This window comes from Sphingobium sp. SCG-1, from assembly GCF_002953135.1.
GTDB lineage: Bacteria > Pseudomonadota > Alphaproteobacteria > Sphingomonadales > Sphingomonadaceae > Sphingobium.
Map to the genome: position 1 here is coordinate 1,278,198 of NZ_CP026372.1, position 26,791 is coordinate 1,304,988.

At 61.7% G+C, this 26,791-nt stretch carries 22 protein-coding genes and 1 riboswitch; of the genes, 15 read left to right on the forward strand and 7 right to left on the reverse strand.

The window, feature by feature from the left end:
• Positions 1–31: 31 nt before the first annotated feature.
• Positions 32–3,637, reverse strand: coding sequence for a beta strand repeat-containing protein (locus C1T17_RS05725; RefSeq protein ID WP_104952619.1), 3,606 nt, complete (start codon positions 3,635–3,637; stop codon positions 32–34).
• Positions 3,549–5,129, reverse strand: a complete 1,581-nt coding sequence (locus tag C1T17_RS05730; RefSeq protein ID WP_104952620.1) for a beta strand repeat-containing protein — start codon at positions 5,127–5,129, stop codon at positions 3,549–3,551. Before C1T17_RS05730 ends, C1T17_RS05725 begins: the two co-directional genes overlap by 89 nt.
• Positions 5,130–5,252: 123 nt before the next feature.
• Positions 5,253–5,328, reverse strand: a riboswitch (cyclic di-GMP riboswitch).
• Between the two features lie 279 nt (positions 5,329–5,607).
• Here C1T17_RS05730 and C1T17_RS21195 point away from each other — a divergent pair.
• Together C1T17_RS21195 and C1T17_RS05740 are read left to right on the forward strand one after the other, a co-directional pair.
• Positions 5,608–5,826 carry a hypothetical protein gene (locus C1T17_RS21195; protein WP_189338506.1) on the forward strand — a complete coding sequence of 73 codons (219 nt, stop codon included), beginning with the start codon at positions 5,608–5,610 and terminating at the stop codon, positions 5,824–5,826.
• A 352-nt stretch (positions 5,827–6,178) separates the two neighbouring features.
• Positions 6,179–6,613, forward strand: coding sequence for a DUF2721 domain-containing protein (locus C1T17_RS05740; protein WP_189338507.1), 435 nt, complete (start codon positions 6,179–6,181; stop codon positions 6,611–6,613).
• A gap of 31 nt (positions 6,614–6,644) precedes the next feature.
• Here C1T17_RS05740 and C1T17_RS05745 read toward each other — a convergent pair whose 3' ends face one another.
• Positions 6,645–6,989 carry a DUF6481 family protein gene (locus C1T17_RS05745; RefSeq protein WP_104952623.1) on the reverse strand — a complete coding sequence of 115 codons (345 nt, stop codon included), beginning with the start codon at positions 6,987–6,989 and terminating at the stop codon, positions 6,645–6,647.
• 164 nt (positions 6,990–7,153) lie between these two features.
• Between C1T17_RS05745 and C1T17_RS05750 the strand changes: the two genes are divergently transcribed.
• Entirely contained in the window at positions 7,154–7,951 is a 798-nt protein-coding gene (locus tag C1T17_RS05750) for a nucleotidyltransferase family protein (RefSeq protein ID WP_104952624.1), read from the forward strand.
• Here C1T17_RS05750 and C1T17_RS05755 read toward each other — a convergent pair.
• Positions 7,948–9,285, reverse strand: coding sequence for a lipopolysaccharide biosynthesis protein (locus C1T17_RS05755; RefSeq protein WP_411269211.1), 1,338 nt, complete (start codon positions 9,283–9,285; stop codon positions 7,948–7,950). The two genes, C1T17_RS05750 and C1T17_RS05755, sit on opposite strands and share 4 nt — an antisense overlap.
• A gap of 87 nt (positions 9,286–9,372) precedes the next feature.
• Between C1T17_RS05755 and C1T17_RS05760 the strand changes: the two genes are divergently transcribed.
• Complete coding sequence (locus C1T17_RS05760; protein WP_104955025.1) at positions 9,373–10,089, forward strand: sugar phosphate nucleotidyltransferase; 717 nt, start codon at positions 9,373–9,375, stop codon at positions 10,087–10,089.
• Positions 10,086–11,204 carry a hypothetical protein gene (locus C1T17_RS05765; RefSeq protein WP_104952625.1) on the forward strand — a complete coding sequence of 373 codons (1,119 nt, stop codon included), beginning with the start codon at positions 10,086–10,088 and terminating at the stop codon, positions 11,202–11,204. The genes C1T17_RS05760 and C1T17_RS05765 overlap by 4 nt, the downstream gene beginning before the upstream one ends.
• Here C1T17_RS05765 and C1T17_RS05770 read toward each other — a convergent pair.
• Positions 11,201–12,313 (reverse strand): CDP-alcohol phosphatidyltransferase family protein, encoded by a 1,113-nt coding sequence (locus C1T17_RS05770; protein ID WP_104952626.1) that lies wholly within the window; start codon positions 12,311–12,313, stop codon positions 11,201–11,203. The two genes, C1T17_RS05765 and C1T17_RS05770, sit on opposite strands and share 4 nt — an antisense overlap.
• A 133-nt stretch (positions 12,314–12,446) precedes the next feature.
• Positions 12,447–13,154: an HAD family hydrolase gene (locus tag C1T17_RS05775; RefSeq protein ID WP_223262823.1), complete on the reverse strand. Its 708-nt coding sequence runs from the start codon at positions 13,152–13,154 to the stop codon at positions 12,447–12,449.
• Between the two features lie 104 nt (positions 13,155–13,258).
• Between C1T17_RS05775 and C1T17_RS05780 the strand changes: the two genes are divergently transcribed.
• The 9 genes from C1T17_RS05780 to C1T17_RS05820 all read left to right on the forward strand — a co-directional run bounded on the left by C1T17_RS05780 (position 13,259) and on the right by C1T17_RS05820 (position 24,365).
• Positions 13,259–14,041 (forward strand): succinate dehydrogenase iron-sulfur subunit, encoded by a 783-nt coding sequence (locus C1T17_RS05780; RefSeq protein WP_104952627.1) that lies wholly within the window; start codon positions 13,259–13,261, stop codon positions 14,039–14,041.
• Between the two features lie 37 nt (positions 14,042–14,078).
• Positions 14,079–14,501 (forward strand): PaaI family thioesterase, encoded by a 423-nt coding sequence (locus tag C1T17_RS05785; protein ID WP_104952628.1) that lies wholly within the window; start codon positions 14,079–14,081, stop codon positions 14,499–14,501.
• Entirely contained in the window at positions 14,498–15,610 is a 1,113-nt protein-coding gene (gene zapE, locus C1T17_RS05790; protein ID WP_104952629.1) for a cell division protein ZapE, read from the forward strand. Before C1T17_RS05785 ends, zapE begins: the two co-directional genes overlap by 4 nt.
• A gap of 213 nt (positions 15,611–15,823) precedes the next feature.
• Entirely contained in the window at positions 15,824–16,786 is a 963-nt protein-coding gene (gene mdh / locus C1T17_RS05795) for a malate dehydrogenase (protein WP_104952630.1), read from the forward strand.
• Positions 16,787–16,874: 88 nt separating this feature from the next.
• Positions 16,875–17,759, forward strand: a complete 885-nt coding sequence (sucD, locus tag C1T17_RS05800; protein WP_104952631.1) for a succinate--CoA ligase subunit alpha — start codon at positions 16,875–16,877, stop codon at positions 17,757–17,759.
• Positions 17,760–17,847: 88 nt separating this feature from the next.
• Positions 17,848–20,649: a 2-oxoglutarate dehydrogenase E1 component gene (locus tag C1T17_RS05805; protein WP_104952632.1), complete on the forward strand. Its 2,802-nt coding sequence runs from the start codon at positions 17,848–17,850 to the stop codon at positions 20,647–20,649.
• A 9-nt stretch (positions 20,650–20,658) separates the two neighbouring features.
• Positions 20,659–21,915 (forward strand): 2-oxoglutarate dehydrogenase complex dihydrolipoyllysine-residue succinyltransferase, encoded by a 1,257-nt coding sequence (odhB, locus tag C1T17_RS05810; protein ID WP_104952633.1) that lies wholly within the window; start codon positions 20,659–20,661, stop codon positions 21,913–21,915.
• 50 nt (positions 21,916–21,965) lie between these two features.
• Complete coding sequence (gene lpdA / locus C1T17_RS05815) at positions 21,966–23,366, forward strand: dihydrolipoyl dehydrogenase (RefSeq protein WP_104952634.1); 1,401 nt, start codon at positions 21,966–21,968, stop codon at positions 23,364–23,366.
• A 204-nt stretch (positions 23,367–23,570) separates the two neighbouring features.
• The gene (locus C1T17_RS05820) at positions 23,571–24,365 is read left to right on the forward strand and encodes a hypothetical protein (RefSeq protein WP_223262824.1); all 795 of its coding nucleotides are present in this window, start codon (positions 23,571–23,573) and stop codon (positions 24,363–24,365) included.
• An 18-nt stretch (positions 24,366–24,383) separates the two neighbouring features.
• Here C1T17_RS05820 and dgcA read toward each other — a convergent pair whose 3' ends face one another.
• On the reverse strand, positions 24,384–25,358 hold the full coding sequence (gene dgcA, locus C1T17_RS05825) for an N-acetyl-D-Glu racemase DgcA (RefSeq protein WP_104952635.1): 975 nt from the start codon (positions 25,356–25,358) through the stop codon (positions 24,384–24,386).
• Positions 25,359–25,465: 107 nt separating this feature from the next.
• Between dgcA and C1T17_RS05830 the strand changes: the two genes are divergently transcribed.
• Complete coding sequence (locus C1T17_RS05830) at positions 25,466–26,758, forward strand: class I SAM-dependent methyltransferase (protein ID WP_104952636.1); 1,293 nt, start codon at positions 25,466–25,468, stop codon at positions 26,756–26,758.
• The last annotated feature ends 33 nt before the right edge of the window (positions 26,759–26,791 follow it).

Sequence of the window (26,791 nt, forward strand, 5' to 3'; positions counted from 1 at the left end):
GAGCCTGTCTGTGTGATGACGCCGCCATAGGTCAGCGTATCGGATCGGTTGAAGCCGAGGATCCCGAGATTGTTGACCGTGGCGCTCGCGTCGCGCCCGTCGTGCCACCATTGCCGAGCGTTAGGGTGCCCGCATTGACGTTGGTCGGGCCGGTATAGCTATTGGTGCCGGTCAGCAGCCAGGTGCCAGCGTCGTTCTTGGCCAATGTCGTGATGCCGCTGCCGGAGTTGCCGATCGATCCCGCCAGCGTGTTGTTACCATTATTCGTGCCGCCGAGTGCGATCGTGCGCGCCTGGTTGGCGCCCGCAAGCGTCACCAGTCCGGTGTCGGTGAAAACGATCGCCCCGGTGCCTGAGGATTCGATGAAGGTCGTGCCGGCTGAAAGCGTGAACAGGCGATTGGTAGTGTCGCCCGCGCCGGTGTAGCGCAGAGTCGAGTTGTTGCCGATAACCAGATTGGCCGCGGCGGCCGACGACGCGCCGATGCTGCTCGCCACGCCGCCGTCACTCAGCTTGCTGACGCCCAGCACGCCGCCATTGATCGTGGTGATGCCGGTATAAGTGCTGCCGGCATTATTGAGGATCCAGGTGCCGACGCCGTCCTTGGTCAGCGAAGTCACGCCCGCGCCATTATTGGTGATCTGGGCGGAAAGGCTGTTGTTGCCGATATTGGTGCCGCCGATCGCCAGCGTCTGGCTGGCGCCGGGCGTGGTGAACGCGATCGGCGCGGTGCCGGTAAAGGCGATCGAACCCGTACTCGAAGCTTCGAGCCGGCTGGCCGCCGAGGCGCCGAGCGTGAACAGGCGATCGGTGCTGCCGCCTGCGCCGGTGTAGCGCAGCGTGCCGCCATTGAGGATCAAATTACTGGCGTTCGCGGCGGAGGCGCCAACCGCGCTGTTGGTGCCGCCATCGGCGAGGCACGCGACTTCGAGCGCGCCGCCGTTGATCGTGGTGCTTCCGGTATAGCTGCTGCCGCAGCCGCTGAGGATCTGGGTATAGGCCCCATTCTTGGTGAGGCCGCCGCTGCCGCTGATCGCGCCGGCATAATTTGCGAGCCCGGAAGTCGTATTGAGCGTCAGCGTCGCCGTGCCGAGCGTGACGTTGCCGCCAAGGGGACCACCACCGTTCAAATAGCCCACGGTGGTGTTGAAACTGTTGAGATCGAGGGCGGCGCCAGCGATGTTGCCGAGCGATACGCCGCCGGTCCCGAATGCATTGATCCTGCCGGCGCGCAATACGCCCCCGTTTATCGCCGTGCCGCCGGTGTAGCTATTGGCGCCGGACAGAAGCAGAGTACCGGTGCCTGCCTTTTGCAAGGCTCCTGCACCCACCACCGCACCACCGAATTGAAGCGTGGCGGCGGGATCGCTGACGGAAATCGTGCCGGTCCCGGCCACCGTGAACCCGCGATCGGTGCTGACGCTGGCACCGGAATAGACCAGATTGCCGTTGCTAAGGATAAGATTCGCGGACGCGGTGGTCGATGCGCCGATGCCGCTGGCGACGCCGCCATTGGCGATGCAATTCACGATCAGCGTTCCGCCGACGATTGACGTGGCGCCGGTATAATTGTTGCTGCAGCCGGCGAGTGTCTGGATGCCGCCTGCCGCCTGGTAGAAGCCACCGCTGCCGCTGATCGTGCCGGTGAAAGTGCCACTGAGGCCGCCCGAGGTCAGCGTGGCGGAGCCCAGCACGACCGAGCCGGCGCCGGAAAGCGCGCCGACCTTGTTAGCGAATCCGGCGAGGTTCAGTGTTCCCCCCGCGTTGACGGCCATTGGCGCGGTCTGGCTCCCGAATGCCTGAACCGATCCGGCGCGCAGCGTACCGGCGGTGATCGTCGTGCCGCCAGTATAGAGGTTTGTGCCGGACAGCAGCAATGTGCCATCGCCTTCTTTGATCAGCCCGCCCGAACCGATCGCGGTTCCGCTGAGCGTCAGCGTCGCGGCGGGATCGCTCGCCCCGATCCGGCCATTGCCCGTACCCAGCGTGAAACCTCGGTCGCTGCTGGCGGTTGCGCCGGTATATTGCAGCCCGCCGGCATTCTGAAGCACGAGGTTCGCCGAATCCGCCGACGATGCGCCGATGCCGCTTGCCACGCCGCCATTCGCCAGCGTGCCGACCGCCAGGGTGCCGCCGGACACCGTCGTGACGCCGGTATAGTCGTTTGCCGCATTCGCCAGCGTCAGGGTGCCGGCGCCGGTCTTGATAAGGCCAGCATCGTCCGGGCCGCTGACCGCGCCGGAGAAGGTCAGATTAGCGCCACCGTTGTTGATCTGGATCGTCCGCGATGGGCCGCCGTTCACGAGCGTGAAGCCGCGATCGGTCGTCACAGTGCCGCCGGTATATTCCAGCGTGCCGCTCTCGATCACAAGGTTCGATGCGGCCGCCGACGATGCGCCGATGCTGCTGGCAACGCCGCCATTGGCGATGCTGTTGACGACGAGCGTGCCGCCGCCGAGCGTGGTGCCGCCGGTATAGGTGTTGGCGCCGGTCAGCGAAACCCGGCCGATGCCGCCCGTGATGAAGCCGGTGGCGCCCCCATTGTCAACGATGGATGAGGCGATCGTGAATGTGCCGGTGCCCGTGCCGTTATGGAGGAGCCCGAGCGTGCCGCCGCCCGCGCTGCCGGTAAGCGAACCGCCGGTGATCGTCTGGCTGGCATTGCCCATGCTCGCCGCGACGATGATCGTGCCATCCACACCGAGCGTGTTGGCGCCGCCGACCGTGACGGTGGAATTGGCCGCGGCGGTATATTTGATGCCGCCGAGCTGCACGTCGCCGGTGACGGTGTTGGAATAGGGCGAATTGGCCACCCCTCCCGCGTCACTGACGACATCCCCGGCCAGCCACGTGCTCGCATCGTCCTTGTTCGCATAGCTGGAGAAAGCGGTGACATTGCCCGCCAGCACCTGCGCATAGTCGGTGCCGTTGACCGTAGCCCAGCCAAGGGCGCCGTCGCCATTTGTAGTGGTGATCGCGCCGCTGGCGGGCAGCGTGAAATCGATCAGACCGCCCGTGCGGGTGAGCGCGCCGAGGTTCAGCGTCATGCTGCCGCCCCCGCCGGAGGTCGCGACGAGCCGGTTGTTGCCGGCAGTGACGTTCAGGCCGTTGAAGGTCTGGCTGTTCGTCGCGCCCGCCGCGCCGGTGACGGCAAGCGTGCCGCCGGCCATGTTCAGAGTCGACATGGCGGACAGGATGTCGCTGGTCGGCGCCCCCGCGCCTGCGAAATTCAACGCCAGCGTGCCGCCGTTGATCGTCGTGCTGCCGGTGTAGGTGCTTTGTCCGGTTAGCGTCAGCGTGCCGGTACCGCGTTTCACGAGATTCCCGTTGCCGGTGATGCTGCCCGCATAGCTCGTGCTGGCAGCGCCGTTGACCGTCAGCCCGCCGCCGCCCAACGCCACGCTGCCACCCGTGCCGGCAAGCGAAGCGACCATGATATCGTGCGTGTTGAGATCAAGCGTGCCGCCATTGACGGTTACTGCATTGGGCGTGCCGAACGCCTGGTCGCTGCCGGACCGAAGGGTGCCGCTCGTGACGGTTGTCGCGCCGTTATAGGTGTTGGCCCCGCTGAGCAACCAGACATTCCCCGCAGCGCCGTTCATAATCACGCCGCCATTTCCGGAGATCACGCCGGACATGGCGTTGTTGCCCGCGAAGCTTCCGCCAAGCGTGAAGCTGTCGGCCGGAGCCGCGGCTGAACGTCACCCCAGCACTGAGCGCGAGCGCGCCGGTGCCATCATTGAGAATGCTGCTGCTGCCGTTAATCGAAAAGGCGCGATCGGTGCCGCCGCCGGTGCCGGTGTAGGACAATATGCCATTGTTGATGGTGATGGCGCCGGTGCCGGTCATGCCGGTGCCCAGCGAACTGTTGGTTCCCCGGTTCGCCAGCGTGCTTGCCCGGACCGTGACGCCACCTATGGTGGTGGGAGCGGTGAAAGTGTTCGCGCCGCCTAGCGTAATGGTACGGGCGGTGCCGCCGCCCTGAAACGTGATAGGTCGAAATCCGGAAATCTGTCCCAGTAATTCGAGGTCTGCCGTCTGGGCGCTGAACGCCACGAAAACGGTGGTCAACCCGCTCTGGGAGAAGTTGCCGGTCAACGACAGTGTGCCGGTCCCCTGATTTATCAGGCTGATTCCGCCTCCGCCGTTTCGCATGGACCAGCCGCGGTTGGAAACGTCTCCGTCGCCGGTATAGACGGCACTTGTGCTGCCGGCGCCGATCTCGGAGCCGATAAAGATCGCATTGCCGGCACCGAGTGCGCTCGCCTGGCCGATGTTGCCGATCGAGCTGAAGCTTAGGTTTACGCCGTTGGCATTCAAATCCCCGGTGAAGTCATTGGTATTGTCGCTCAGCGTTGTCGACTGGACCAGCTGGAGTCCGCCGGTGCCGGTGATGTGCGCGGATCCCACCCCTCCGCCAATGCTGGCAGAGCCGGCGAGCGTGACGACGCGGGTAGAGGCGAGCGCGCCGGTGCTGCGAAGGCTCGTGCCCGCGGAAAGGGTGATGTTGTTGCCGATGCCGAGCGCGGCGTCGCCGTTGAGCGTCAGGACGCCGCCGGTTACGTTGATCCCGCCGGTGAAGGTGTTGATGCCGTTTAGGGTCAGTGCGCCGACGCCCGCCTTGCTCAGCCCGGCATTACCGTTGACGATCGAATTGATGGTGGCGTTGCCGTTGGTGGTGATCGTCGGCGTCGTGCCGGCGAGCGTCAGCGTACTGCCGGTTAGCAGGTATGTCGTGTTCGCATCGAAACCGAGATTGTGCGCAATGATCGGCGTGGCCAGCGTCACCGTGGCGTTCGTGCCGTTGGGTCCACCGAAGATGGCATTGTCGATGCCGCCATTGTTCCAGGGTGTGTAGGGGCCGCTCACGCCATCGCCATTAGGGCTCCAGGAAGAGGCGCTCGTGTCCCATGTACCTGTGCCGCCGCGGTTCGTCGCTGTCCCGTTGGGATCCCAATTTCTGTCCTGCTGCGCATGTCCAGTCGAAGGAAGGCCGATTAACGCCATCACGGCCAGCGAAGCACCGCAGAGCAGACGCGCGCCGCCACGGGAGACCGGGACAGAGGAAAAGTTGCGGCGCACCGGCCGAGAACGATCGGCCGAACACGGCCGATCTTCCTTCTTCATCATCTGCGACCCCCTTTTACTCAATAAAAATGGCCCGAAGCACACGCTTCAGGCCAACCTACGCAATACCCTATTTAAATGGACCAAAGACCTGTGAAACTAGAAGATAGCATTCGCGTTTGTTCCATTGGTAACTCCCCTGACTCCTAAGAGTCGGGAAGCTTTGTGTCCTGCCGTTGCCGACAGATTGCGTTTTCAATCAATCACCCGCCGAGATGCGCCCTTCTCCATCTTTGCGCACATTTTGGCAGTTAACGACTGCTCCAACCGCTACTCAAACTTTGTTATCTTAAGGTTACGATGAACTCGTGTATTCGATAATTACAAATAATGCAATGTAAACAATTGTATATGGCACGGCTTTGTTCATTTGCATGAGAGAAAGGCGATCTGTCTTCTGAATGATCGCAGAAGGTCACAGGTATCCTCGGCTTTACACGAAACCGTGTGGCGCGGATAGTGGATGGCGCGGATTATATCCTTGAGCAGGGCATTTTGTGCCATGCCATCGTCAGGCGCGGGGGCCATAGAGCATTATCCAGACTGCATCCGATCGCGACGACACCACCCGGTCGTCATCGTTGCGGCGAACGTGGAGCTTAGGGCCTACGGCACCATCCACAGCCGGGACGCCATCATCTGGTTCACGCATAACATGGCCACCACCGACGCGGCGCGCAGACTTGGTGGAACATCCTAGGTGCCCGCCAAGCTCCCAATTCTCGCTTCGTGAACGAGCATACCAGCGCTCAGGCGCAAGTACGGGGCGAAACTGAAAAATCGCTATCATGGCACTTGCGAGAGTGGATGGAGCCGTCATCTGGTCAAGATTGGCGACCATGATCTGTATGTTCTGTTCCAAAGGAGATATTCCGCGAACCGCTATAATTTGCTACCAAGAACCACCCCGAACCTGCTCCAAGTTACGGCACCATTCCCGCCATCTCGCGTTCGATTGCGACCATTGGTGAGGGTGTGCCATGATTGCTGTGGGTGAGGTTTTGAAGGCGGTTGGGCCGAATGCGGCTATTGTTTTTGCGGCATGGATTTTTATGGGGTTCCTGCAGCAGCGCTATGACAATGCGAGCGACCGTTATCGCGCGACTGTGGGCAACTTCCGGTCGGGCGATCATAGCGGGGAGCGCGCAGACAACCTGAAGGATCAGGTTCTGGTGTACCGGCGGCGCTGCAAGATGATGGGGTGGGCGACTACGGTAGGACTGGTCGCGGCGATCCTGCTGATATTGGCGCTGATCTTCGGCGCGCTGGAAGTAATAGTCCCGAAGGTTCCGGTGATCGCTTATGCCGGGATTGCGTCGACGATCGGCGGCTTCGCGCTGGTGATCGCGGCGGCGGTGATCGTCATCATAGAAGGGCGCGTGGTGCACCGGCAGATTGACGCGGAACTACGCGACGTGCCGGAATTTGCGGACGAACTTGGCGAGGAAGCAGGCAGCGTCCGGCAGCAAGGGCCCCTGCGCGCCTAGGCGCGCGGGCGACCAGTTCTTCGATGGAGGCTTACTTGCGGGCTTTGCGCGCGGCGTACTTTGCGTCGCGGATTGCCTTCTGCTCCTCAGGCGTCAGCTTGGGCTTTTCCTTCTTCACTGGCTGAGCAGCCAATTCGGCGGCCTTGCGCGCTTCCTTTTCGGCGGCAGCGGCTTCTTGCGCGGCTTTCTTCTCCGCAAGCTTGGCGGCGCGCTTTTCAGCTTCGGCCGCGGCCTTGGCTTCGGCGGCCGCCTTGCGCTCGGCAAGGACTGCGGGATCGACGGGAGGCTTGGCTTTCAGCTTGTCGAGCGCCTTCTGCTTCGCCTGCGCCGCAAGAGCGAGGCGATCCTGAAAAGCGGGATCCCGATACGTCGCCATAAGTCTGAAAGCCTGTCCTGTTATAAGTGCGGAGCGGAGCGCCTGCCCGCATTCCCTCAATTTTGCAAGGCTTCAGGCACGATTTTGTTCCGTTCGAGGACTCGAGGAGCAGGCGGCGAGGCCGTCAATTGCATCAGAGGGTGCGATTGCAGTAGAGGACGGCGATGCACAGCGCCACTCCCTTGCCCGGTGTCACGGCTATCGTTCTGGCGGGAAGCCGTCCGGGCGTCGACCCGTTGCTTGATGGAAGCGGGGTCTCGACTAAGGCGCTGCTCCCAGTGGCGGGGCGTCCGATGCTGGCGCATGTGCTGGGCGCGCTGGTGGGGCATGGGGCGGTCGGACGCGTGGTGGTGCTGGCGCAGGATATCGAAGCGCTGTCTAATGATCCGGCATTGGCAGCGTTCGTTGCCGATCCCGCAGTCAGCTTTGCGCGAAGCGGGGCGGGGATCAGCCGGTCGGTGATTGCAGAGATCGACGGCGGCGCGGCTTTCCCGATATTGCTGACGACTGCGGACAATGTACTGCTGACCGGGGCGATGATCGATGCATTCGTATTCGGTGCGCGGGGGAGCGACATAGCGGTCGGCTTGGTCGAGCGGCAGGTGTTGCTGGCGCGCTATCCGGAGAGCCGAAGGACGTGGCTGAAATTCCGGCGCGGCTGGTGGTCGGGTGCGAACCTGTTCTGGATCGGCAGCGAGAAGGCGCGACCCCTGCTTGAGCGTTGGCACGCGGTCGAGCAGGATCGCAAGAAGGGCATGAAGATCGTCGGCGCATTCGGTCCGTTGTTGTTAATTGGGGCGCTGCTGCGGCTTCTGACGATCCAGCAGGCGGTGGCGCGGCTGGGGCGGCGGCTGGGGGTCAATGCGCGAGTCGTGGCAATGCCGCAGGCGGAGGCATGCATCGATGTGGACAAGCCATCCGATCTGACGATGGCTGAGGCGATATTGGCGGCGCGGGCTTAAGCTTTGCGCAATGCCTTGCGGCTGGCCCAGCCCATCAGCAGGAAACCGGCAATCGATGCGAGTAATGTGGAATAGGCCGCGCCGATCGTGCCGAAACGAGGCAGCAGCACTGTCAGCAACGCGAGCAGCAGCAGCGTCGTGATGAAGGTGATCCGCAGCGATTGGCCTGCACGTCCGGTCGCCATCAGCAGTGGGCTGAAGCTGACGCCGACGAGATCTATCGATGCGGCTATGCCGAGGAGCAGGAGCAGCGGGTAAGCGCCAGCGAATTCCTCTCCGGCGACTAGCATCAGCAGCGGCTTGCCGATTAGCAGGATCAGCGCCACGATAGCGCAACCGGTAATCAGCGCCAGCCTGTTCATGCGACCGAACAGCGCACGTACCTGCTCCGCGCTGTCACTCGCCGCTGCGCGAGCGAGTTCGGCGAAGAGGGTGCGGGAAAACATGCCCGACATTTTTGTGAGGGCCGAACTCAACTGATTGGCGAGGCGATACAAGCCCGCGCCCGCCGGGCCTACGAAAAGACCGATGATGAGGACGGCCGCCTGCTTTCCGACCGAAGACAAAGTCGTGGATAGATTGGTCGCGGTCAGGAAGCCGATCAGACCGGGATTTTCTGCGCGCGCGTCGAGGAAGCGTCCTTCGTGCCAGGCACCGATGCGGCCTTTCGCGACGCGAAGCGCCAAGATCCAGAATGTCGCCGCGCAGAACATTTCGGCGGCGGCCCAGGCGATGAGGAACGCCATGATCGACGGCCCGGTGGCAAGGACGATCGCTGCACCGATCATGCGGCCAACCGGCACCATGGTATCGGCGATCGACCCGGTGTCGAAGCGGTCGAACAACCGCAGCAGTCCTGTAGGCGTCGAGCGGATGCCGATCAGCATGGCGGCGCAGAACAGCAATGCCTGCCAGGCGAGGTCAGCCGACCAGCCGACATAGGGGCCGAGCAACAACGTGACAGCAGCGGCGATGAGGCATCCCAGAATTGCCGAACCTATGTCGATCATGATGCAGAAGCGAAGCAAACGGTTGAGTGCCGAGGTATTGCCGCTCGTCAGGTGCTTTTGCCCAAATCGAACGACGATTTGCCAGGAGTCGAATGTAACTAATGTATTGATGGCCTGTGCAGTGCTGAGAACCAATGCGAAGCGCCCAAAATCCGCCACCCCCAGAGTGCGAGTGACGATGGCGAGATAAACAAGGCTGAGCAGTGCGCCGACGCCCTTGCCGCCCAGCAGCCATGCGGTATTCGCCAGAATGCGCGAGAAAGCGGCGTCACTTCCGGTTGCAGGATCGTTGGCCTGCCTGCGCCCGATTTTCCATGCCGCCACTATTCGATCCGGTCCTTCCTGTGCCGCGCGGCTTCTAGTTTGTGCGGCAAAGATTGTCGATGGGATGGGAATTGGCTAGTGCGCGGCATGGAAAACGGAAAAGCCATTATCCTGAGTGCGGGTCAGGGAACGCGCCTCCTGCCGCTGACGGCGGACATGCCCAAATGCCTTATAAAGATCGATGGTAAGGCGATCCTCGATCATCAACTCGATGCGCTTGCGGCAGCGGGCGTTGCGCATCCCTATGTCGTAGGTGGCTACAGGTTCGAAAAATTGGCGGCGCATATTGCGGCGCGGGGCGATGGCACGGACCTGCTGTTCAATCCGTTCTGGCTGGTCGCCAGCAGCATCAGCAGCGTGTGGGCGGCAAGAGCATTGCTTGAGGGCGACTTCGTTATCCTGAATGGCGACACGATCTATGCCGCCAATCTGCTGGCTCAAGGGTTTGCGGGATGCAGGAAAGGGATCAGCCTGTTCGTGCAACGCGTCGACACACCGGAACTGGACGATATGCTGGTCGAAGTGGAGGACGGCGTGGTTCGTGCCGTTGGCAAGACGCTCGCCCCTGCGCGCGCGCGATATCGGTCCCTGGGGATCATTGCCGGGCGGCAGGACGAAGGGCAGTATCGCGCGGCGCTGGATACCGTCATCGCCCGGGAAGGCGGCATCCTGAATTATCATCACGCCATCATTGGAGAAATCGCGCAAAACGGCACCGTACAGGCGATTGTGGTCAATCGCGACGACTGGATCGAAATCGACCGCCCCGAGGATATCGCCGCCTGGCATTCCAGAGGTCTATGAGCCGGAAGCCCAAGGCGGACGTAGCGTTTCTCTTTCTTGGAGAGATGCTTCTGGTGCCGCATCTCTGGCCGATCGTGGATGCATTGGCGCGGGAACGGCCGAAATTAATCATTGATCTGTGGATCAGCACGTCGGTTCATGAGGACCTTCTGAGCCGATGGATGGACCCTGACGTACATGGAAACGTGCGGCTGCGCCATGCTCCGGGATATAGCCTCCAGCCCGTGCCGCACGCGGGCGACAATCCAGAACTGCCGGCCAAGATGCCGATGCTGGCGCGCCTCGCACCCCGACTGGCGCGCATGCCGGTGGTGGTCTGCGCCGAGCAGACAAGCCTTTGGCTACCGCGGCTATTGCCGATGCGGTCCCGCTTCATATTCACGGTCCATGGCGCAGGGCCGCTCAATTATAACAAAGATGGACGTTTGCGCTACGCAAGCCGCCTGTTCGTGCCGAGCGACTATCTGACCAAAGACCATGTGAGGCATGGCATCGCGCAGGAGAACATCGTGGTGACTGGTTATGTAAAGGCCAGCTTTGCTCCGTCGCTGACTTCCGACATGATCTTTCCGGAAGCGCGACCGGTAGTGCTCTACACGCCGCATTGGCAGAGCTATCGCTCATCGTGGTGGGATTGGGGTCGACAGATCGTGGAGATGCTGGCGGAGCAAAGCAGGTTCAACGTCATCATTGCCCCCCATCAAAGATTGTTCGAGCAGGATCGAAAGGCGCGTGCGTTTCTGGACGGTTTTTCAAGCCAGCGTCATATGCATGAAGATAGCGGCAGCTTCGCCATGGTCGACGGCAGCTATACGCGAATGGCGGACCTGTATCTGGGCGACAGTTCAAGCCAGATCATCGAGTTTCTGGCAAATCCCCGGCCCTGCGTAATCGCCGACAGCCCCTCAATGACATGGCCCTCTGGTGATTATCAGAAATGCGGCGACGTCGTTCGGACAGCCGAGGACATCTGGCCTGCCCTCATGGCGGCGAGTGAACGGCACAGCGCTTACCGCGATTTTCAACACAGTCTTGCCTTGGAGGCTTTGGGCAATGCCGACGAGGAGGCCGCGCTCCGTAGCGCGCGCGCGATCCTCGACCTACTCGACAGCTAGGCGGCCTGCGCCAGCCAGCTTATGATCTTTCCGCCCGCCGCGCGGACGCGATAAGCCTGCGCTAGGCGGACGGCATGGACTATCAGCGAAATGCCGGTCCACCATGCAAGGCCGATCAGTCCCCAGTCCGGACGCTGCAATAGAACGGAGAAGAACAACAGCGCCATGTTCGGATTCCGCCGCGCCGTGACAAGGCGGAATTGCGAATCAAAGCGGCGCCAGACATGGATGTCCATGTCGAAATCCTTGATGAACGCGCCTTCGATCAAGCGCTGAAGGATGTATCCGGCCACAATGACGACCATGATCGCGACGAAGCTTACCGTACTAAGCGCAAGGCCGTGGACGGCAAGCCCAACACCCCAGGCATACCACCAGAAGGGCGGGTGCATAAGGTCGATCCCGTGGTCGAAGATGTTGCCCCATTTGGAAGACGTAATGGTGCAGCGTGCGAGCTTCCCGTCCACGGTGTCGAACACCATGAAGGTGAAGCCGCAAGCCATCCCGGTCCAATATTGCCCATGGGCGAAGAGAAGAGTCGCGGCGATGCAAAGCATCGCGCCCAGGCCGGTCACCATATTCGGCGTCATTTTCAGCTGGGCAGCAATCCGCGTGAGAATCAGCGCCAGCTCCGGCCAGAGATATTTGGTGAGGGCGTCCGTAACGCCCTTATAAGCGCCAAAGTAGCTTTCACGCTCGATGGCATGACGCGACGTCGGGTCCAGCTTGCGGACGAAGGGCGCTTCCAGTTTCCGAAGCTGCTTGTTGTAGATTTTCGTACCTTGGCCGAGGTCCGTAATGGCAACTCCCGCGATATCGCGGACGGATTTCGGATCGGCGTCCTTAAGAATATGACCCACAACCAGTTCATCGCCAATCGTGAAGACCGTGCCCGGCTTTTCGAGGGACAGGCGAAGCAGGACGGGGTCGAACACATAGGCAAGGTTCGTGGCGAGGACGTAGCCGTCCGCGACGATTTGCCCCGATTTGGCGGCTCCCGTGACCATACGCCGCACGCGCTCTGCATTGGACATGCCCCAGATGGGCGTATCGTTATGGCCGATCGTGCGTATCTGCAATGAGTCAGCGGAGACGTGCGGTGAGGACATTATTCGGCGATACCTGTTTGATGCGAAGGCGGATCAACACCGTCGCGACCGTTGAATGATGACCGGCATGTTGGCAAGCGCAGCCGAACCGGTTGCCTCGTATTGCGCTCTCATGGCTTACGCAATGGCATTACTATTTGGGAGCGCCCTCGAAGCTCACCATAGTCCAGCCATGCGACTCCGCCATCTTGTGTAGCGGTAGCCCGGCATTCACGAGAAACCCTTGGTCCGCCCAGCCCAGCACTGGCGCATCCGAGAGGTGGTCGCTGTAGAAACGCGTCGTCGCGGGCGTAGTGCCGGTTGCCAAGAGCCATGCCTCGATCATCGCAAGTTTGTAGGTGCCATAGCAATTCTCGCCCTCGATCTGACTGGATATTCCGCCATGGGGCAGGCGGACATGGCGAGTGGCGATCGTCGCAGCGAAACCCAAGGCCGTGCCGACAGCCGCCGCGTACAGATCCGGGGCGGCTGTCGCCATTATGAGCATTCGGCCTTCCGCTCGATCTGCTTCGATACTAGCGAGTGCGCCGGGCTGCACATTGTACGCGAGTGTGTGGCGAGCATAGTCGGCAGCAAGTGTGTCGGCCGCCTGCGTAGAGATTGTCCTGCCTAGCAGCAGTCGCAGGCCGAACTGTTTAAGGGGCTTGCGCGCAACTAGGCCTAGTTTGTGGCAGGCCATTGCTACTATCCACAGAGGCAGTCCGGCCAGCCGCCAAGGCGCGCGCCGCCTTGCCGCGAAGATCAGAAAAGGCGTGAAGGTGCCGCGTTTGGTGATCGTGCGGTCCAGATCGTAAATGGCGAGGTGCATGGCGCTCCGTAGCTTGGGAATCAGGCGCAGCAAGCTGTCTTAGCGCTTTTCCGCATCTGCGAATGCCTCTCACCTTGACTAAATGCCCCCCATATTGTTGAGGGGATCGCATCGGACTCAGACGGGACACGAGGAAAATGGCCGAATTCAGACTACCCGCGAACAGCCGCATCAACGGCAAGGGTGTGGAACACAAGGCTGAAGGCGCCTCCAACGTCAAGAAGTTCAAGGTGTATCGCTACGATCCCGACAGCGGCAAGAACCCCCGTTACGACACGTTCGAGATTGACCTCGACACCTGTGGCCCGATGGTCCTCGACGCACTTATCAAGATGAAGAGCGAGCAGGATCCGACGCTGACGTTCCGCCGCTCATGCCGCGAAGGCATTTGCGGGTCGTGCTCGATGAACATCAACGGCAAGAACGGCCTTGCCTGCACAACCGCGATCGAAGACTGCAAGGGCGAGGTGAAGATCACGCCGCTTCCGCATATGGACGTCATCAAGGATCTGGTCCCCGATTTCACGCATTTCTATGCGCAGTACAGCTCGATCAAGCCGTGGCTGCAAACCGTAACGCCGCCGCCGTCGGGCAAGGAGCGGCTCCAGTCGCCCGAAGACCGAGAGAAGCTGGATGGCCTTTATGAGTGCATCCTGTGCGCGTGCTGCTCAAGCTCATGCCCATCCTACTGGTGGAACAGCGACAAGTTCCTTGGTCCAGCGATCCTGTTGCAGGCCTATCGCTGGCTGGCGGACAGCCGCGACGAATATACCGGCGAGCGTCTGGACGAGCTGGAAGATCCCTATCGCCTGTATCGTTGCCACACGATCATGAATTGCGCGAACGTCTGCCCCAAGGGGCTGAGTCCCGCAAAGGCGATTGCCGAGACGCGCAAGATGATGGTCGAGCGCGCAATCTGATCGCCCTGATTCTCTTGCGGCAACTGACGTGTCAATCATGACGGACGATGTAAGCGACCAGGAATGGCGCATTTTCGATGTCACTGAGTCGGGCACATGGTGGGACGATTTGCCGGCGGTATCATACCGGCAGTCTGCTGCCGACCGCATAGACTTTCGCATGCAGCCATCTGAGCAGTCCGGGAATCGTCTTGGCGGGCTGCATGGAGGGTTCCTCGCCGGCTTTGCGGAAGGCATTCTCGGGTTGTTTCTGACCGTGGCGAACGGGCTTCCCAATTGCGTGACGGTATCGTTGTCCTTTGACTATCCGGGCAGCGGCCGAGTTGGGCTGCCGGTCGAAGGTCAGCTATATCTTGTTCGGGAAACCGGGCGCATGCAGTTCGTTCGCGTTGTGCTGGAGCAGGAGGGCGTCACGCTGCTCTATGGCAACGGAGTGCTGCGTAAGCTCAACCTGCCATGACTGGCGTGCTTGCTCGCTACCATGCGCTGGTCGCGGCGGGGGAATTGCGCGCCGATCCTGACCAGGAAGCGGCGGCACATCGGCTCGATGCGCTTCAGCAGGAGTTGGAAGCGACGCCGCCGCGTGGATCTACCTTATGGCGGATGCTGCGCAAGGCGCCCGAAGCGCCACGAGGCCTGTATATGTGGGGCGGGGTGGGACGCGGCAAGTCCATGCTGATGGACCTGTTCTATGACTGCATATCCATCCGCAGGAAGCGCCGGGCGCATTTTCATGAGTTCATGATCGACGTTCATGCGCGGCTGGCTGAGGCGCGCAAGAGTGAGACAGGCGACCCTATTCCACCCGTTGTCGCGGCGCTGGCCGATGAGGCCCGGCTGCTGTGTTTCGACGAGATGGTTGTGAACAACATGGCGGATGCGGCGATCATGTCGCGGCTGTTCGCCGGGCTGATCGCGCAGCGCGTGACGATCGTCACGACCTCCAATCGGCCGCCAGACGACCTCTACAAGGACGGACTGAACCGGCAGTTGTTCCTGCCGTTCATCGACCTCATCAAGGATCGGCTGGACGTGCTGAGCCTTAACGGCCCTACCGACTATCGCCGCGACCGGCTGGGCGATGCGACCCTGTGGCATGTTCCCAACGGACCCGAAGCGACCGAAGCACTGAGCGCGTCCTTCTTCCGACTGACCGACTATCCGCCAAGTGACCGCGCGAACGTGCCAAGCGAAGAGTTGCCGGTGCAGGGTGGACGAACGATGCATGTGCCCAAGGCACTGAAAGGCGTTGCGGTATTCTCCTTCAAGCGGCTGTGCGCCGAGGCGCGGGGGGCGACCGACTATCTGGCGATTGCGCGCCGTTATCATGCGGTCATCATCGTGGGCATCCCCGTGTTGGGGCCGGAAAAACGGAACGAAGCGGCACGGTTCGTGACACTGATCGATGCGTTGTACGAATATCGCGTGAAGCTGTTGGCGTCGGCTGATGCAGTGCCGATGGCGCTCTATCCCACCGGGGATGGTGCGTTCGAGTTCGAGCGGACAGTTTCCCGGTTGATGGAGATGCAATCGGACGAGTATCTTGCGTTAGGACATGGGCCAAAATAGGCCGGGCGCTTGTGCTATAAGGCGCACGCCCGGCCAGTTTGCCGCTGTCAGGGGTGCCCCCAAGGGTAAGGGCAAACAGCAGAAGCTTCATAATGCAATTGCGAACCAATTGCAAAGATAATTGTCGGACTAAGCTTTTGTGCGGTTGAAACCTTGATCTATTGGGCCTAAGCGATCCTCCAATTCCAAGTTCGTAACCTTTGGAGGATGATAATGGCCCGTAAGAAGATCGCGCTGATCGGCGCTGGTAATATCGGCGGTACGCTCGCGCATCTCGCGGCATTGAAGGGCTTGGGCGACATCGTCCTGTTCGACGTGGTGGAGGGAATTCCTCAGGGCAAGGCGCTCGACCTGTCGCAGTGCAGCCCGGTCGAAGGCTTCGACTCCAAGATCATCGGCACTAATGATTATGCCGACATCGCGGGCGCGGCCGTCATTATCGTCACCGCCGGTGTGGCGCGCAAGCCCGGCATGAGCCGCGATGACCTGCTCGGCATCAACCTTAAGGTCATGAAGGCCGTGGGCGAGGGCATCAAGAACAACGCGCCCGATGCGTTCGTCATCTGCATCACCAACCCGCTCGACGCGATGGTATGGGCGCTTCGCGAATTCTCCGGCCTGCCGCACAACAAGGTCGTGGGCATGGCGGGCGTGCTCGACTCTTCTCGCTTCAGCCACTTCCTGGCCGAGGAGTTCCAGGTGTCGGTGAAGGAAGTTACGTCCTTCGTGCTTGGCGGCCATGGCGATACGATGGTGCCGGTCGTCGAATATTCGACGGTTGCGGGCATCCCCATTCCTGACCTGATCGCCATGGGCCGTTCCACCAAGGAGCGGATCGACGCGATCGTCGCGCGCACGCGTTCGGGTGGCGGTGAAATCGTCGGCCTGCTCAAGACTGGCTCCGCCTTTTACGCGCCCGCCACCAGCGGTATCGCGATGGCCGAAGCCTATCTTGGCGACAAGAAGCGCGTGCTGCCCTGCGCTGCCTATGTCGAGGGCAAGTACGGCGTGGATGGTCTTTATGTCGGCGTGCCGGTTGTAATCGGCGCGGGCGGCGTCGAGGAAGTGATTGAAATCAACTTGGGCGAAGAGGCCAAGGCGAACCTTCAGGTTTCGGTCGACGCGGTTAAGGAACTGCTGGTCGCCTGCAAGGGCATCGACGCCTCGCTCGCCTGATAATAGCTGCACCGGCCTCCCCAGGAAAAGTGTGCAGCCTGGGGCGGTCGATAGATGAAATGCCACTCACCTTCTTAAAGGGGCAAGCATGTCTATCCTCGTCAACAAGAATACCAAGGTCATAACGCAAGGCATGACCGGAGCCACGGGCACGTTCCACACCGAACAGGCACTGGCTTACGGCACACAGATGGTTGCGGGCGTCACGCCCGGCAAGGGTGGCTCCACGCACATCGGCCTTCCGATGTTCGACACCGTGTTGGAGGCCAAGACGGCAACCGGCGCTGACGCATCGGTCGTGTACGTTCCGCCGCCGTTCGCGGCTGACTCGATCATGGAAGCGATCGACGCGGAAATCCCGCTGATCGTCTGCATCACCGAAGGCATTCCGGTACTCGACATGGTGCGCGTGAAGCGCGCGCTTTCCGGCAGCAAGTCGCGCCTCATCGGCCCGAACTGCCCCGGCGTGCTGACGCCCGGCGAATGCAAGATCGGCATCATGCCCGGCAGCATTTTCAAGAAGGGCACCGTTGGGGTTGTCTCGCGCTCGGGCACGCTTACCTATGAAGCTGTGTTCCAGACTTCCAACGCGGGCCTTGGTCAGACCACGGCAGTCGGTATTGGTGGCGATCCGGTGAATGGCACGAACTTCATCGACGTGCTGGAGTTGTTCCTGGCGGACGACGCGACCGAATCGATCATCATGATCGGTGAAATCGGCGGCGATGCTGAAGAGCAGGCGGCCCAGTTCCTGATCGACGAAGCCAAGCGCGGTCGGAAAAAGCCGATGGCTGGTTTCATCGCGGGCCGTACGGCGCCTCCCGGTCGTCGCATGGGTCATGCTGGCGCGATCGTATCGGGCGGCAAGGGCGACGCGGAAAGCAAGATCGCCGCGATGGAAGCCGCTGGCATCAAGGTTGCGGCGAGTCCGTCGGAACTCGGCACGACGCTGCTGGAAGTATTGAAGGGCTAAGTTGGCCCGAACGTGGGCCGGGGCTGCACCCCCGGCCTGCGCTGGCGTTCCGCGACTGCACGCGGGGAAGCGCAAGATTGGACGGAATATGGGTTACGAAGGTCAGGAATTCGAAGTTGAGCAAGGCCCGAGCTGGGCTAAGCCCAACTGGCCGCTGACGGAAACCGATGCGCTGACGGCAGCGCTGGACCCCACACAGATGGCGGTCGAGATCAAGGCTAAGGCGCAGGCCGCGGGCAAGGCGGTTTCCGATAAGGATATCACGGAAGCGGCGGGCGACTCCATTCGCGCCATGATGCTGATCCGCACTTATCGTGTGCGCGGGCACTTGGCCGCAAATCTTGATCCGCTGGGTCTCTCGCATCGCGATCTTCCGGCCGACCTTACGCCTGAATATCATGGCTTTGCGGGCACCGCGCTCGATAAGAAAGTATATCTGGGCGGTGTTCTCGGTCTTGAATATGCGACGGTACGTGAACTGGTCGACATCTTGCGCGCCAACTACTGCGGCAATGTCGGCCTTGAATATATGCACATTGCCGATGTGGATGAGCGCCGCTTCCTGCAGGATCGCATGGAAGGCAAGGACAAGGAAATCGAATTCACGCCCGAGGGCAAGAAGGCGATCCTGACCAAGGTCATTCACGGCGAGCAGTATGAAAAGTTCCTTGGCCGCAAATATGTAGGCACCAAGCGTTTCGGCCTGGATGGCGGCGAATCGATGATTCCGGCGCTTGAGGCGGTCATCAAATATGGCGGCGCGCAGGGCGTGCGCGAAATCGTGTACGGCATGGCGCATCGCGGTCGCCTGAACGTGCTCGCCAATGTGATGGCGAAGGGCTTCCGCGTGATCTTCCACGAATTCTCGGGCGGCACGGCCAACCCCGAGGACGTGGGTGGATCGGGCGACGTGAAGTATCACCTCGGCACATCAACGGACCGCGAGTTCGATGGGACCAAGGTGCACATGAGCCTTGTGCCGAACCCGTCGCACCTTGAGACGGTCGATCCTATCGTGCTTGGCAAGGTGCGGGCGCAGCAGGTATTCCGCGACGATCTGGCCGATCACCGCGAAGTGCTGCCTGTGTTGATCCATGGGGACGCGGCGTTTGCGGGGCAGGGGATCGTTTGGGAGTGCCTCGGCTTCTCCGGCATCCGCGGCTACAACACCGGCGGCTGCATTCACTTCGTCATCAACAATCAGGTCGGCTTCACGACCAGCCCGCAGTTTGCGCGCTCCTCGCCTTACCCGAGCGACGTGGCGAAGGGCATCATGGCCCCGATCCTGCACGTCAATGGCGACGATCCGGAAGCTGTGACCTTCGCGTGCAAGCTGGCGATCGAATACCGCCAGACCTTCCATCGCGATATCGTGATCGACATGTGGTGCTATCGCCGCTTTGGCCATAACGAAGGCGACGAGCCGGGCTTCACCCAGCCATTGATGTACGCGAAGATCCGCCAGCATCCGCCGGTGAGCGAAGTCTATGCGGCACGGCTCAAAGCGGAAGGGGTAGTCGATGACGCATTCGTGGCGGCCACTACCAAGGAATTCGTCGACTGCCTGGAAAACGAATTTGAGGCAGCTAAGAGCTATAAGGCGAACAAGGCCGACTGGTTCGCCGGTCGATGGTCCGGTCTATCGCAGCCCACCGATGTCGAGACGGCTCGCAAGAGCGTGGAAAGCGCAATTACGCCCAAGCTGTTCGATAGCCTGGGGCGCACGCTGACGACTGTGCCCGAAGGCATCAACATCCACAAGACGCTCCGCCGCATCCTCGACGCCAAGGCGGAAATGTTCAAGACCGGAGCCAATTTCGATTGGGCAACCGGCGAGGCTCTCGCATTCGGCTCCCTGTTGTCGGAAGGCTATGGCGTGCGGTTGTCGGGGCAGGATTCGGGACGCGGCACGTTCAGCCAGCGGCATTCGGTCTGGGTCGATCAGGATACCGAAGCGCGGTACATTCCGCTCTCCACTGTACCGCACGGCCGGTTCGAGGTGTTGGACTCGCCGTTGTCGGAATATGGCGTTCTGGGTTTTGAATATGGCTATGCGCTGGCCGATCCTAAAAGCCTCGTGCTGTGGGAAGCGCAGTTTGGCGACTTTTCGAACGGCGCGCAGATCATCATCGACCAGTATATCGCATCGTCGGAATCCAAGTGGCTACGTGCTAATGGTCTCGTGATGCTGCTGCCGCACGGTTATGAAGGGCAGGGGCCGGAGCATAGTTCGGCACGTCTGGAGCGCTATCTGCAATTGTGCGCCGAAGGTAACATCCAGGTCGCGAACTGCACGACGCCCGCGAATTATTTCCACATCCTGCGCCGCCAGATGCTACGTTCGTTCCGCAAGCCCCTCATCATCATGACGCCCAAGTCGCTACTGCGGCACAAGCTTGCGGTGAGCAAGGCGGCAGATTTTCAAGGCGATACGCACTTCATGCGCATCTTGTCCGACACGAATCCTGCACCGGACGAAGCCACCAAGCGGCTGATCCTGTGCAGCGGCAAGGTGGCCTATGACCTGATCGAAGCGCGTGACGCCGCAGGCGACACCGACACCCAGATCGTCCGTATCGAACAGCTTTACCCGTTCCCGACTGAAGCGCTTGCGGTTCGCATTGCACGGATGACGAACCTTGAGGAAGTCGTCTGGTGTCAGGAGGAACCCCGTAACAATGGCGGCTGGTTCTTCGTGGAGCCATTCATCGAGCAGAGCCTGGAGCAAGCTGGCCGTGCGCCCATGCGTGCACGCTACGCCGGACGCAAGGCTTCGGCGTCACCCGCTACGGGCCTCGCCAAACGCCACATCGCCGAGCAGGGCGCGCTGGTTGCCGATGCGCTCGGCCACAGTGTCCGCACCGAAATCCGTCGCCAGAAGAAGGGCTAAGTCAGCATCATGGCCACCGAAGTCAAAGTCCCTACGCTGGGCGAATCCGTAACCGAAGCTACCGTGGGTGCATGGCTGAAAAAGCCGGGCGAAGCGGTAGCGCTAGACGAACCCATTTGCAGCCTTGAGACCGACAAGGTCGCCGTGGACGTGCCCTCGCCGGTAGCAGGTACGCTGGGTCAGCAGCTTGTGGCTGAGGGCGATACCGTCAATGTCGGCGCTGTGATTGCGATTATTGAGGCAGGCGGAGCTGCTGCGGCGCCTGCTCCGGCAGCAGCGCCGGTTCCGGCGCCTGCTGCGAAGGCCGAGGCGGCCGCACCTGCACCCGCGGCTTCCGCGCCCGCGCCCGCATCGGCCGAGGAGGATGACAGCAACCTGACGCTGTCACCTGCCGTGCGCCGCCTCGTGCTGGAACACGGTCTAGACCCCAGCAAGATCAAGGGCACTGGCAAGGACGGTCGCCTGACCAAGGATGATGTGACCGCCGCAGTCGCTGCAGGCACCGCCAAGGCGGCTGCTGCGCCTGTCGCGAGCGCCGTACCCGCTGCTGCGCCGTCCGCGCCGGGTCGTGGTGAGGAGCGTGTCCGTATGACCCGCCTGCGCCAGACGGTCGCCAAGCGCCTGAAGACTGCGCAGGAAACCGCCGCGATGCTGACCACCTTCAATGACGTCGACATGACCGCTGTCATCGAGGCTCGGGCTAAATACAAGGATCTGTTCGAGAAGAAGCATGGCGTGCGCTTGGGCTTCATGGGGTTCTTCACGAAGGCCGTGACGATGGCGCTGCGCGACATTCCGGGCGTGAACGGGCGGATCGAGGGCGACGAGATCATCTATCACGAATATGCCGACATTTCCGTGGCGGTCAGCGCGCCTAATGGCCTCGTCGTCCCGGTGATCCGCAATGCCGAGAGCATGAGCGTCGCCGAGATCGAGAAGACGATCGGCAACTTCGGCAAGAAGGCGAAGGAAGGCACGCTGACGATGGAAGACATGAAGGGCGGCACCTTCACGATTTCCAACGGGGGCGTGTTCGGTTCGCTAATGTCCACGCCGATCATCAACACGCCGCAGAGCGCTGTGCTCGGCTTGCATCGGATCGAGGATCGCCCAGTGGTTCGCGACGGTCAGGTGGTGGTGCGTCCGATGATGTACCTCGCGCTGAGCTATGACCATCGCCTGATCGATGGTCGTGAAGCCGTGACCTTCCTGGTGGCGGTGAAGAATGCGATCGAAGATCCGACTCGCCTGCTGATCGACCTGTAAGAATAGTCCAGCGCCCCGCGCCATGCGGTGCATCATGGATGGAGTAGATAATGGCCGAATATGATTATGATGTGCTGGTGATCGGCGCGGGGCCGGGTGGCTATGTGGCGGCAATCCGCGCGGCCCAGTTGGGCTTGAAGACCGCCTGTGCGGACAGTCGCGATACGCTGGGTGGCACGTGCCTCAATGTCGGCTGCATTCCTTCCAAGGCGCTGCTGAATGCCTCGCATTATTTCGAGGAAGCAAGTTCGGGTGCGTTGGTGAAGCATGGCATCAAGTTCAGCGGTGTCGAACTCGACTTGCCGACGATGCTGGGCGACAAGGACGAAGCAGTTAAGGGCCTGACCAGCGGCATCGAGTTTCTGTTCAAGAAGAACAAGGTCGAGTGGCTGAAGGGCCTTGCGACGTTCAAGGACGCGCATAGCGTAGAGGTCGCGGGCAAGACTGTGACGGCCAAGAACATCGTCATCGCGACGGGATCGTCCGTAACGCAGCTTCCGGGCATCGACGTCGACAACGACAAGGGCATTGTCGTGGATTCCACCGGTGCGCTGGCATTGCCGAAGGTGCCCGAGCATCTGGTCGTCATCGGCGGCGGTGTGATCGGGCTGGAGCTTGGCTCTGTGTGGAAGCGCCTCGGCGCGAAGGTCACGGTCGTCGAATATCTTGACCAGATCCTGCCCGGCATGGATGGCGATGTGCGCAAGGAAGCCGCGAAGATCTTCAAGAAGCAGGGCTTCGACATCAAGACGAGCACCAAGGTGACCGGTGTTTCGGTGTCCGGCAGCAAAGCGACGGTTTCGGTCGAGCCCGCAGCGGGCGGCGAAGCAACCATGATCGAGGCGGACGTCGTGCTGGTAGCGATCGGCCGCAAGCCCAATACCGACGGGCTTGGCCTCGACAAGATAGGCATCGAAGTAAACAAGCGCGGCCAGATCGAAACCGATCACGACTTTGCCACCAAGGTCGATGGTGTATGGGCGATCGGCGACGTGATCCCCGGCCCGATGCTGGCGCATAAGGCCGAGGACGAAGGCGTTGCCGTGGCGGAGAACATCGCGGGTCTCACTGGCATCGTGAACCACGACGTGATCCCCTCGGTCGTCTACACGCATCCCGAGATCGCGGGCGTCGGCCTGACCGAGGAGCAGGCCAAGGAGCGTGGTTCGGTCAAGACCGGCAAGTTCCCAATGATGGCAAACAGCCGCGCCAAGGCGATCCGCGACACCGAAGGCTTCGTGAAGGTCATTGCCGATGCCGAGACCGACAAGGTGCTGGGCGTGTGGATTATTGCATCACCGGCAGGCGACATGATCGCGCAGGCGGCACAGGCTATGGAATTCGGCGCGTCCAGTGAGGACATCGCCTACACCTGCCACGCGCATCCGACGCATGCCGAGGCGCTGAAGGAAGCTTCGATGGCGGTGCAGGGCAAGCCTATCCACATGTGACGACTTCGGGGCGGCCGCTATTTAGGCCGCTGCTTTACGATCCTCGTTTGATGGGTATGGGCGAGCGGCTTCCTATCCGTAAGAGGTAGCTTCGCCTAACCATTGCGGCGGCGCATGCTTCTGGCACGTACCACCTGCTATCGCTCGCTCGCCAAAAATGTTCCGACGTGCTAAATGCCCCCCAAACAGCGTCGGGGGATTGCTATGGCCAGTGTCGCCGGAATGCCGCTTGCACCAGCGGTGGGAGACGAGCAATTCTTCGCGCGGGCTGCTATGGTGATGACGGCCGTTATCGTTGCCGGTTTTTGGCTTCAGCTTGCGGCGGGAAGGTCCAGCTTCTCTTCTCCGCCACTCGTCCACGCGCACGCCCTCGTGTTCATGGGCTGGGTGTTTATCTACCTGTTCCAGAACATATTCGTGGCGGGCGACCGAATGGCGCTCCACCGCCGCCTGGGCTGGATCGCTGCCGGATGGATGGTTCCGATGCTGGTCCTGGGGTGCATGGTCACCCTCGCTGTTGTGCGGCGGGGTCAGGTGCCGTTCTTCTTCCGACCGTTGCAGTTCCTGATATTAGATCCTGTCACATTATTCGCCTTTGCCGGTTTGACGACTGCGGCGATCCTGTTGCGGCGGCGCACGCAATGGCATCGGCGTCTGCATTTCTGCGGTATGTCGATATTGCTTGGTCCCGCCGTCGGCCGGCTGTTGCCGATGCCGCTTCTTCAGCCTTGGGCGTGGGAGAGCACATTTGCGGTGATCCTGATCTTTCCGATTGTAGGTGTCTTGGCCGATATCCGGCGCGAGGGGCAAGCTCACCCCGCATGGCGCTGGGGCATTGGGGCGATGATCGCTGCGCTGCTTTTGACGGAGGCGATTACCTACAGCCCCGTGGGCCAAGCAATCTACGTGGGGACAACGAAGGGTTCACCCGGCGCAAGCGTGGCGCCGCTGCAATTCGCACCGCCGCCGACCGATGGCAAAATCACCGGACGGACATGAATTCGCGACTGCAGATGCCTAGCCCAAGCCCCACAGCGCGCCGGGCCATAGCATCCCGTCCTTCACCGGCAAGGCACCGTAGCGATCCTTTGCCAGCAGCAGCGCGCCATCCAGATCGATCCAGTCGGCCCCCTGCGCGGCAAGGAAGGCAGGCGCGATGCCGAGCGACGTGCCCAGCATACACCCAAGCATGATCCGCAGCCCGCGTGCCCGCGCCGCTTCGGCCAATGCCAATGCCTCAGTGAGGCCCCCGGCCTTGTCGAGCTTGATATTGACGGCGGAGAAGCCGGTCAGCCGGTCGAGATCCTCGCGCGTATGCACGCTTTCGTCGGCGCAGAAGGGCACCGGTGACTGGACGCCCGCCAGCATGTCCTCCCGCCCATGCGGGATGGGCTGTTCGATGAGTTCGACGCCGAGCGCCGCCAGCGCATTTGCTTCCGCCGCGATGTCCATCCGGGCCCAGCTTTCATTAGCATCGACGATCAGGCGGGCCGCAGGCGCACCCATGCGCACGGCGGCGATCCGGTCACGGTCGCCTTCACCCGTGAGCTTGCACTTGAGCAGGCCGAAACCCCGCGCCTCCGCTATTCGTGCATCGGCCTCCATCTGCGTGGGATCGTTGAGGCTGATCGTGAAGGCGGTCGCGACGGCTTGCGGTTTGGTCAAACCCGCAAGCTGCCATACCGACAAGCCTTGGCGCTTTGCCTCATAATCCCAGAGGGCGCAGTCCAGTGCGTTGCGCGCCGCGCCGCGGTCCATACGGCTGTTCACGCTCGTGCGATCGAGCGGGCCGCGATAGGCGTTTATCGCCGCCACACAGGATTCCGCCGTCTCCCCGTCATAGTAGATCGCCGTGCCTTCGCCGCGCCCGCTATGCTGGCCATCGCTGACCGTACACACGACCACGTCGACATGCGTCTTTGCGCCGCGACTGATAATAAAGGCGCCCTGTACGGGCCAGCGTTCGACGTTCACGGAAACTATTTCGACCATGCAAGTACTTTAGGGGCGTTCATGCGGAACGGAAAGCCCGTGCAGGCTTTCCCCTGCGCGTCTGTCAGGCTAGAGGACGTGACAAGCCCTAACAGGACATTGATAACGTGACATCACGAGAGCTTACCGGCCTGCTTTCTCTCGCCGAGAGTGACGCATCGCTTCCTTTTTCCCGCAAGGTAAGCGACTGGGCATGGCGGTTGGCATTCGGAGCGATCGGATGGCCGTGGCTTCTGAAAAGCCTGCACGGGGGTAGCAAGGCCGACAAGCGCGCGTTGATGACGGCGCTAGGACTTGCCCCCGACGCGCTGCCTCATCTGGGTAGCTGGAAGGCCGATACAGGGTTCTTGCGCCATATCGTGATGCAGATCGCGCTGTTGCAACCGGGCATTGTGGTCGAGCTAGGCGCAGGTGCCTCGACGCTGGTGGCGGCTAAGGCGCTCGCGCTACATGGCGGCGGGCAGCTTATCAGCTTCGATCAGCACGCGGGCTTCGTCGATGCGACTCGCGAGTGGCTCGACGACAACGGGCTGTCGGTTGACATCCGTCATGCGCCGCTGGAGGCGAATGTAGAGGGGTGGCCGGGTCGTTGGTACAGCGTGGATCGTCTGCCAGACCGGATCGACCTTATCATCATCGACGGGCCGCCGTGGAGCGTGCATCCTATGGTACGCGGCGCGGCAGATAGCCTGTTCCGGCGACTGTCCCCGGGAGGCGTGGTGCTGCTGGACGATGCCGCGCGTCCGGGCGAGCGCCTTGTGGCGCGGCGGTGGCGGAAGCGCTGGCCAGACATCGACTTCTCACTGTTGCATGACGGCACCAAGGGCACGCTCGTGGGCGTCAAGCGTGTGGCGGGTGTGCCGCCTGCGCCTGCCAATGATAATGGTGGCGCGTTTCGCCATGCCGCGCGCGCAGCGGGAATTGCGGCGCTGATTGCGCTCGGATGGATTGGGAGAGGTGCGCTTGGCGAATTTCCCGACCCGGCGCAGGCCAGCACCACCTTCATCGATGAAGCTGCCGCGTCGCACCGTACCGGGCTATTGCGGCAGGCGATGGTCTCTCAAGTGGAAAGCACGCATCTCGACAGTGTGGAGATTGCGCGCTCGACAGGGATTCGCTTGCCCAAGCTGCCGGAGGGTTGGCGGGTGCGCGATGTGCAGCTTTATCCGACGAACAGTTCGCCCGCAGTCGCCCTGTCCCTCACTACGCCGCAGGGCGAGGCCGTGACGCTATTGGCAGGCCGGGCCGAAACTCCCGCCGACGCAAAGCCCTTAGTGACTAAGCGGGCCAGCGAGAACATTGCATATTGGGAAAATGGCGATCAGGCGCTGGCGCTGACGGGCACAATGCCCGCCGAACGCGCGTTGGAGTTGGCTGCGATGCTGGCACGAAATACGTAAGCCAGATAGGATGCCGCGCAGCCGCATCGGCCG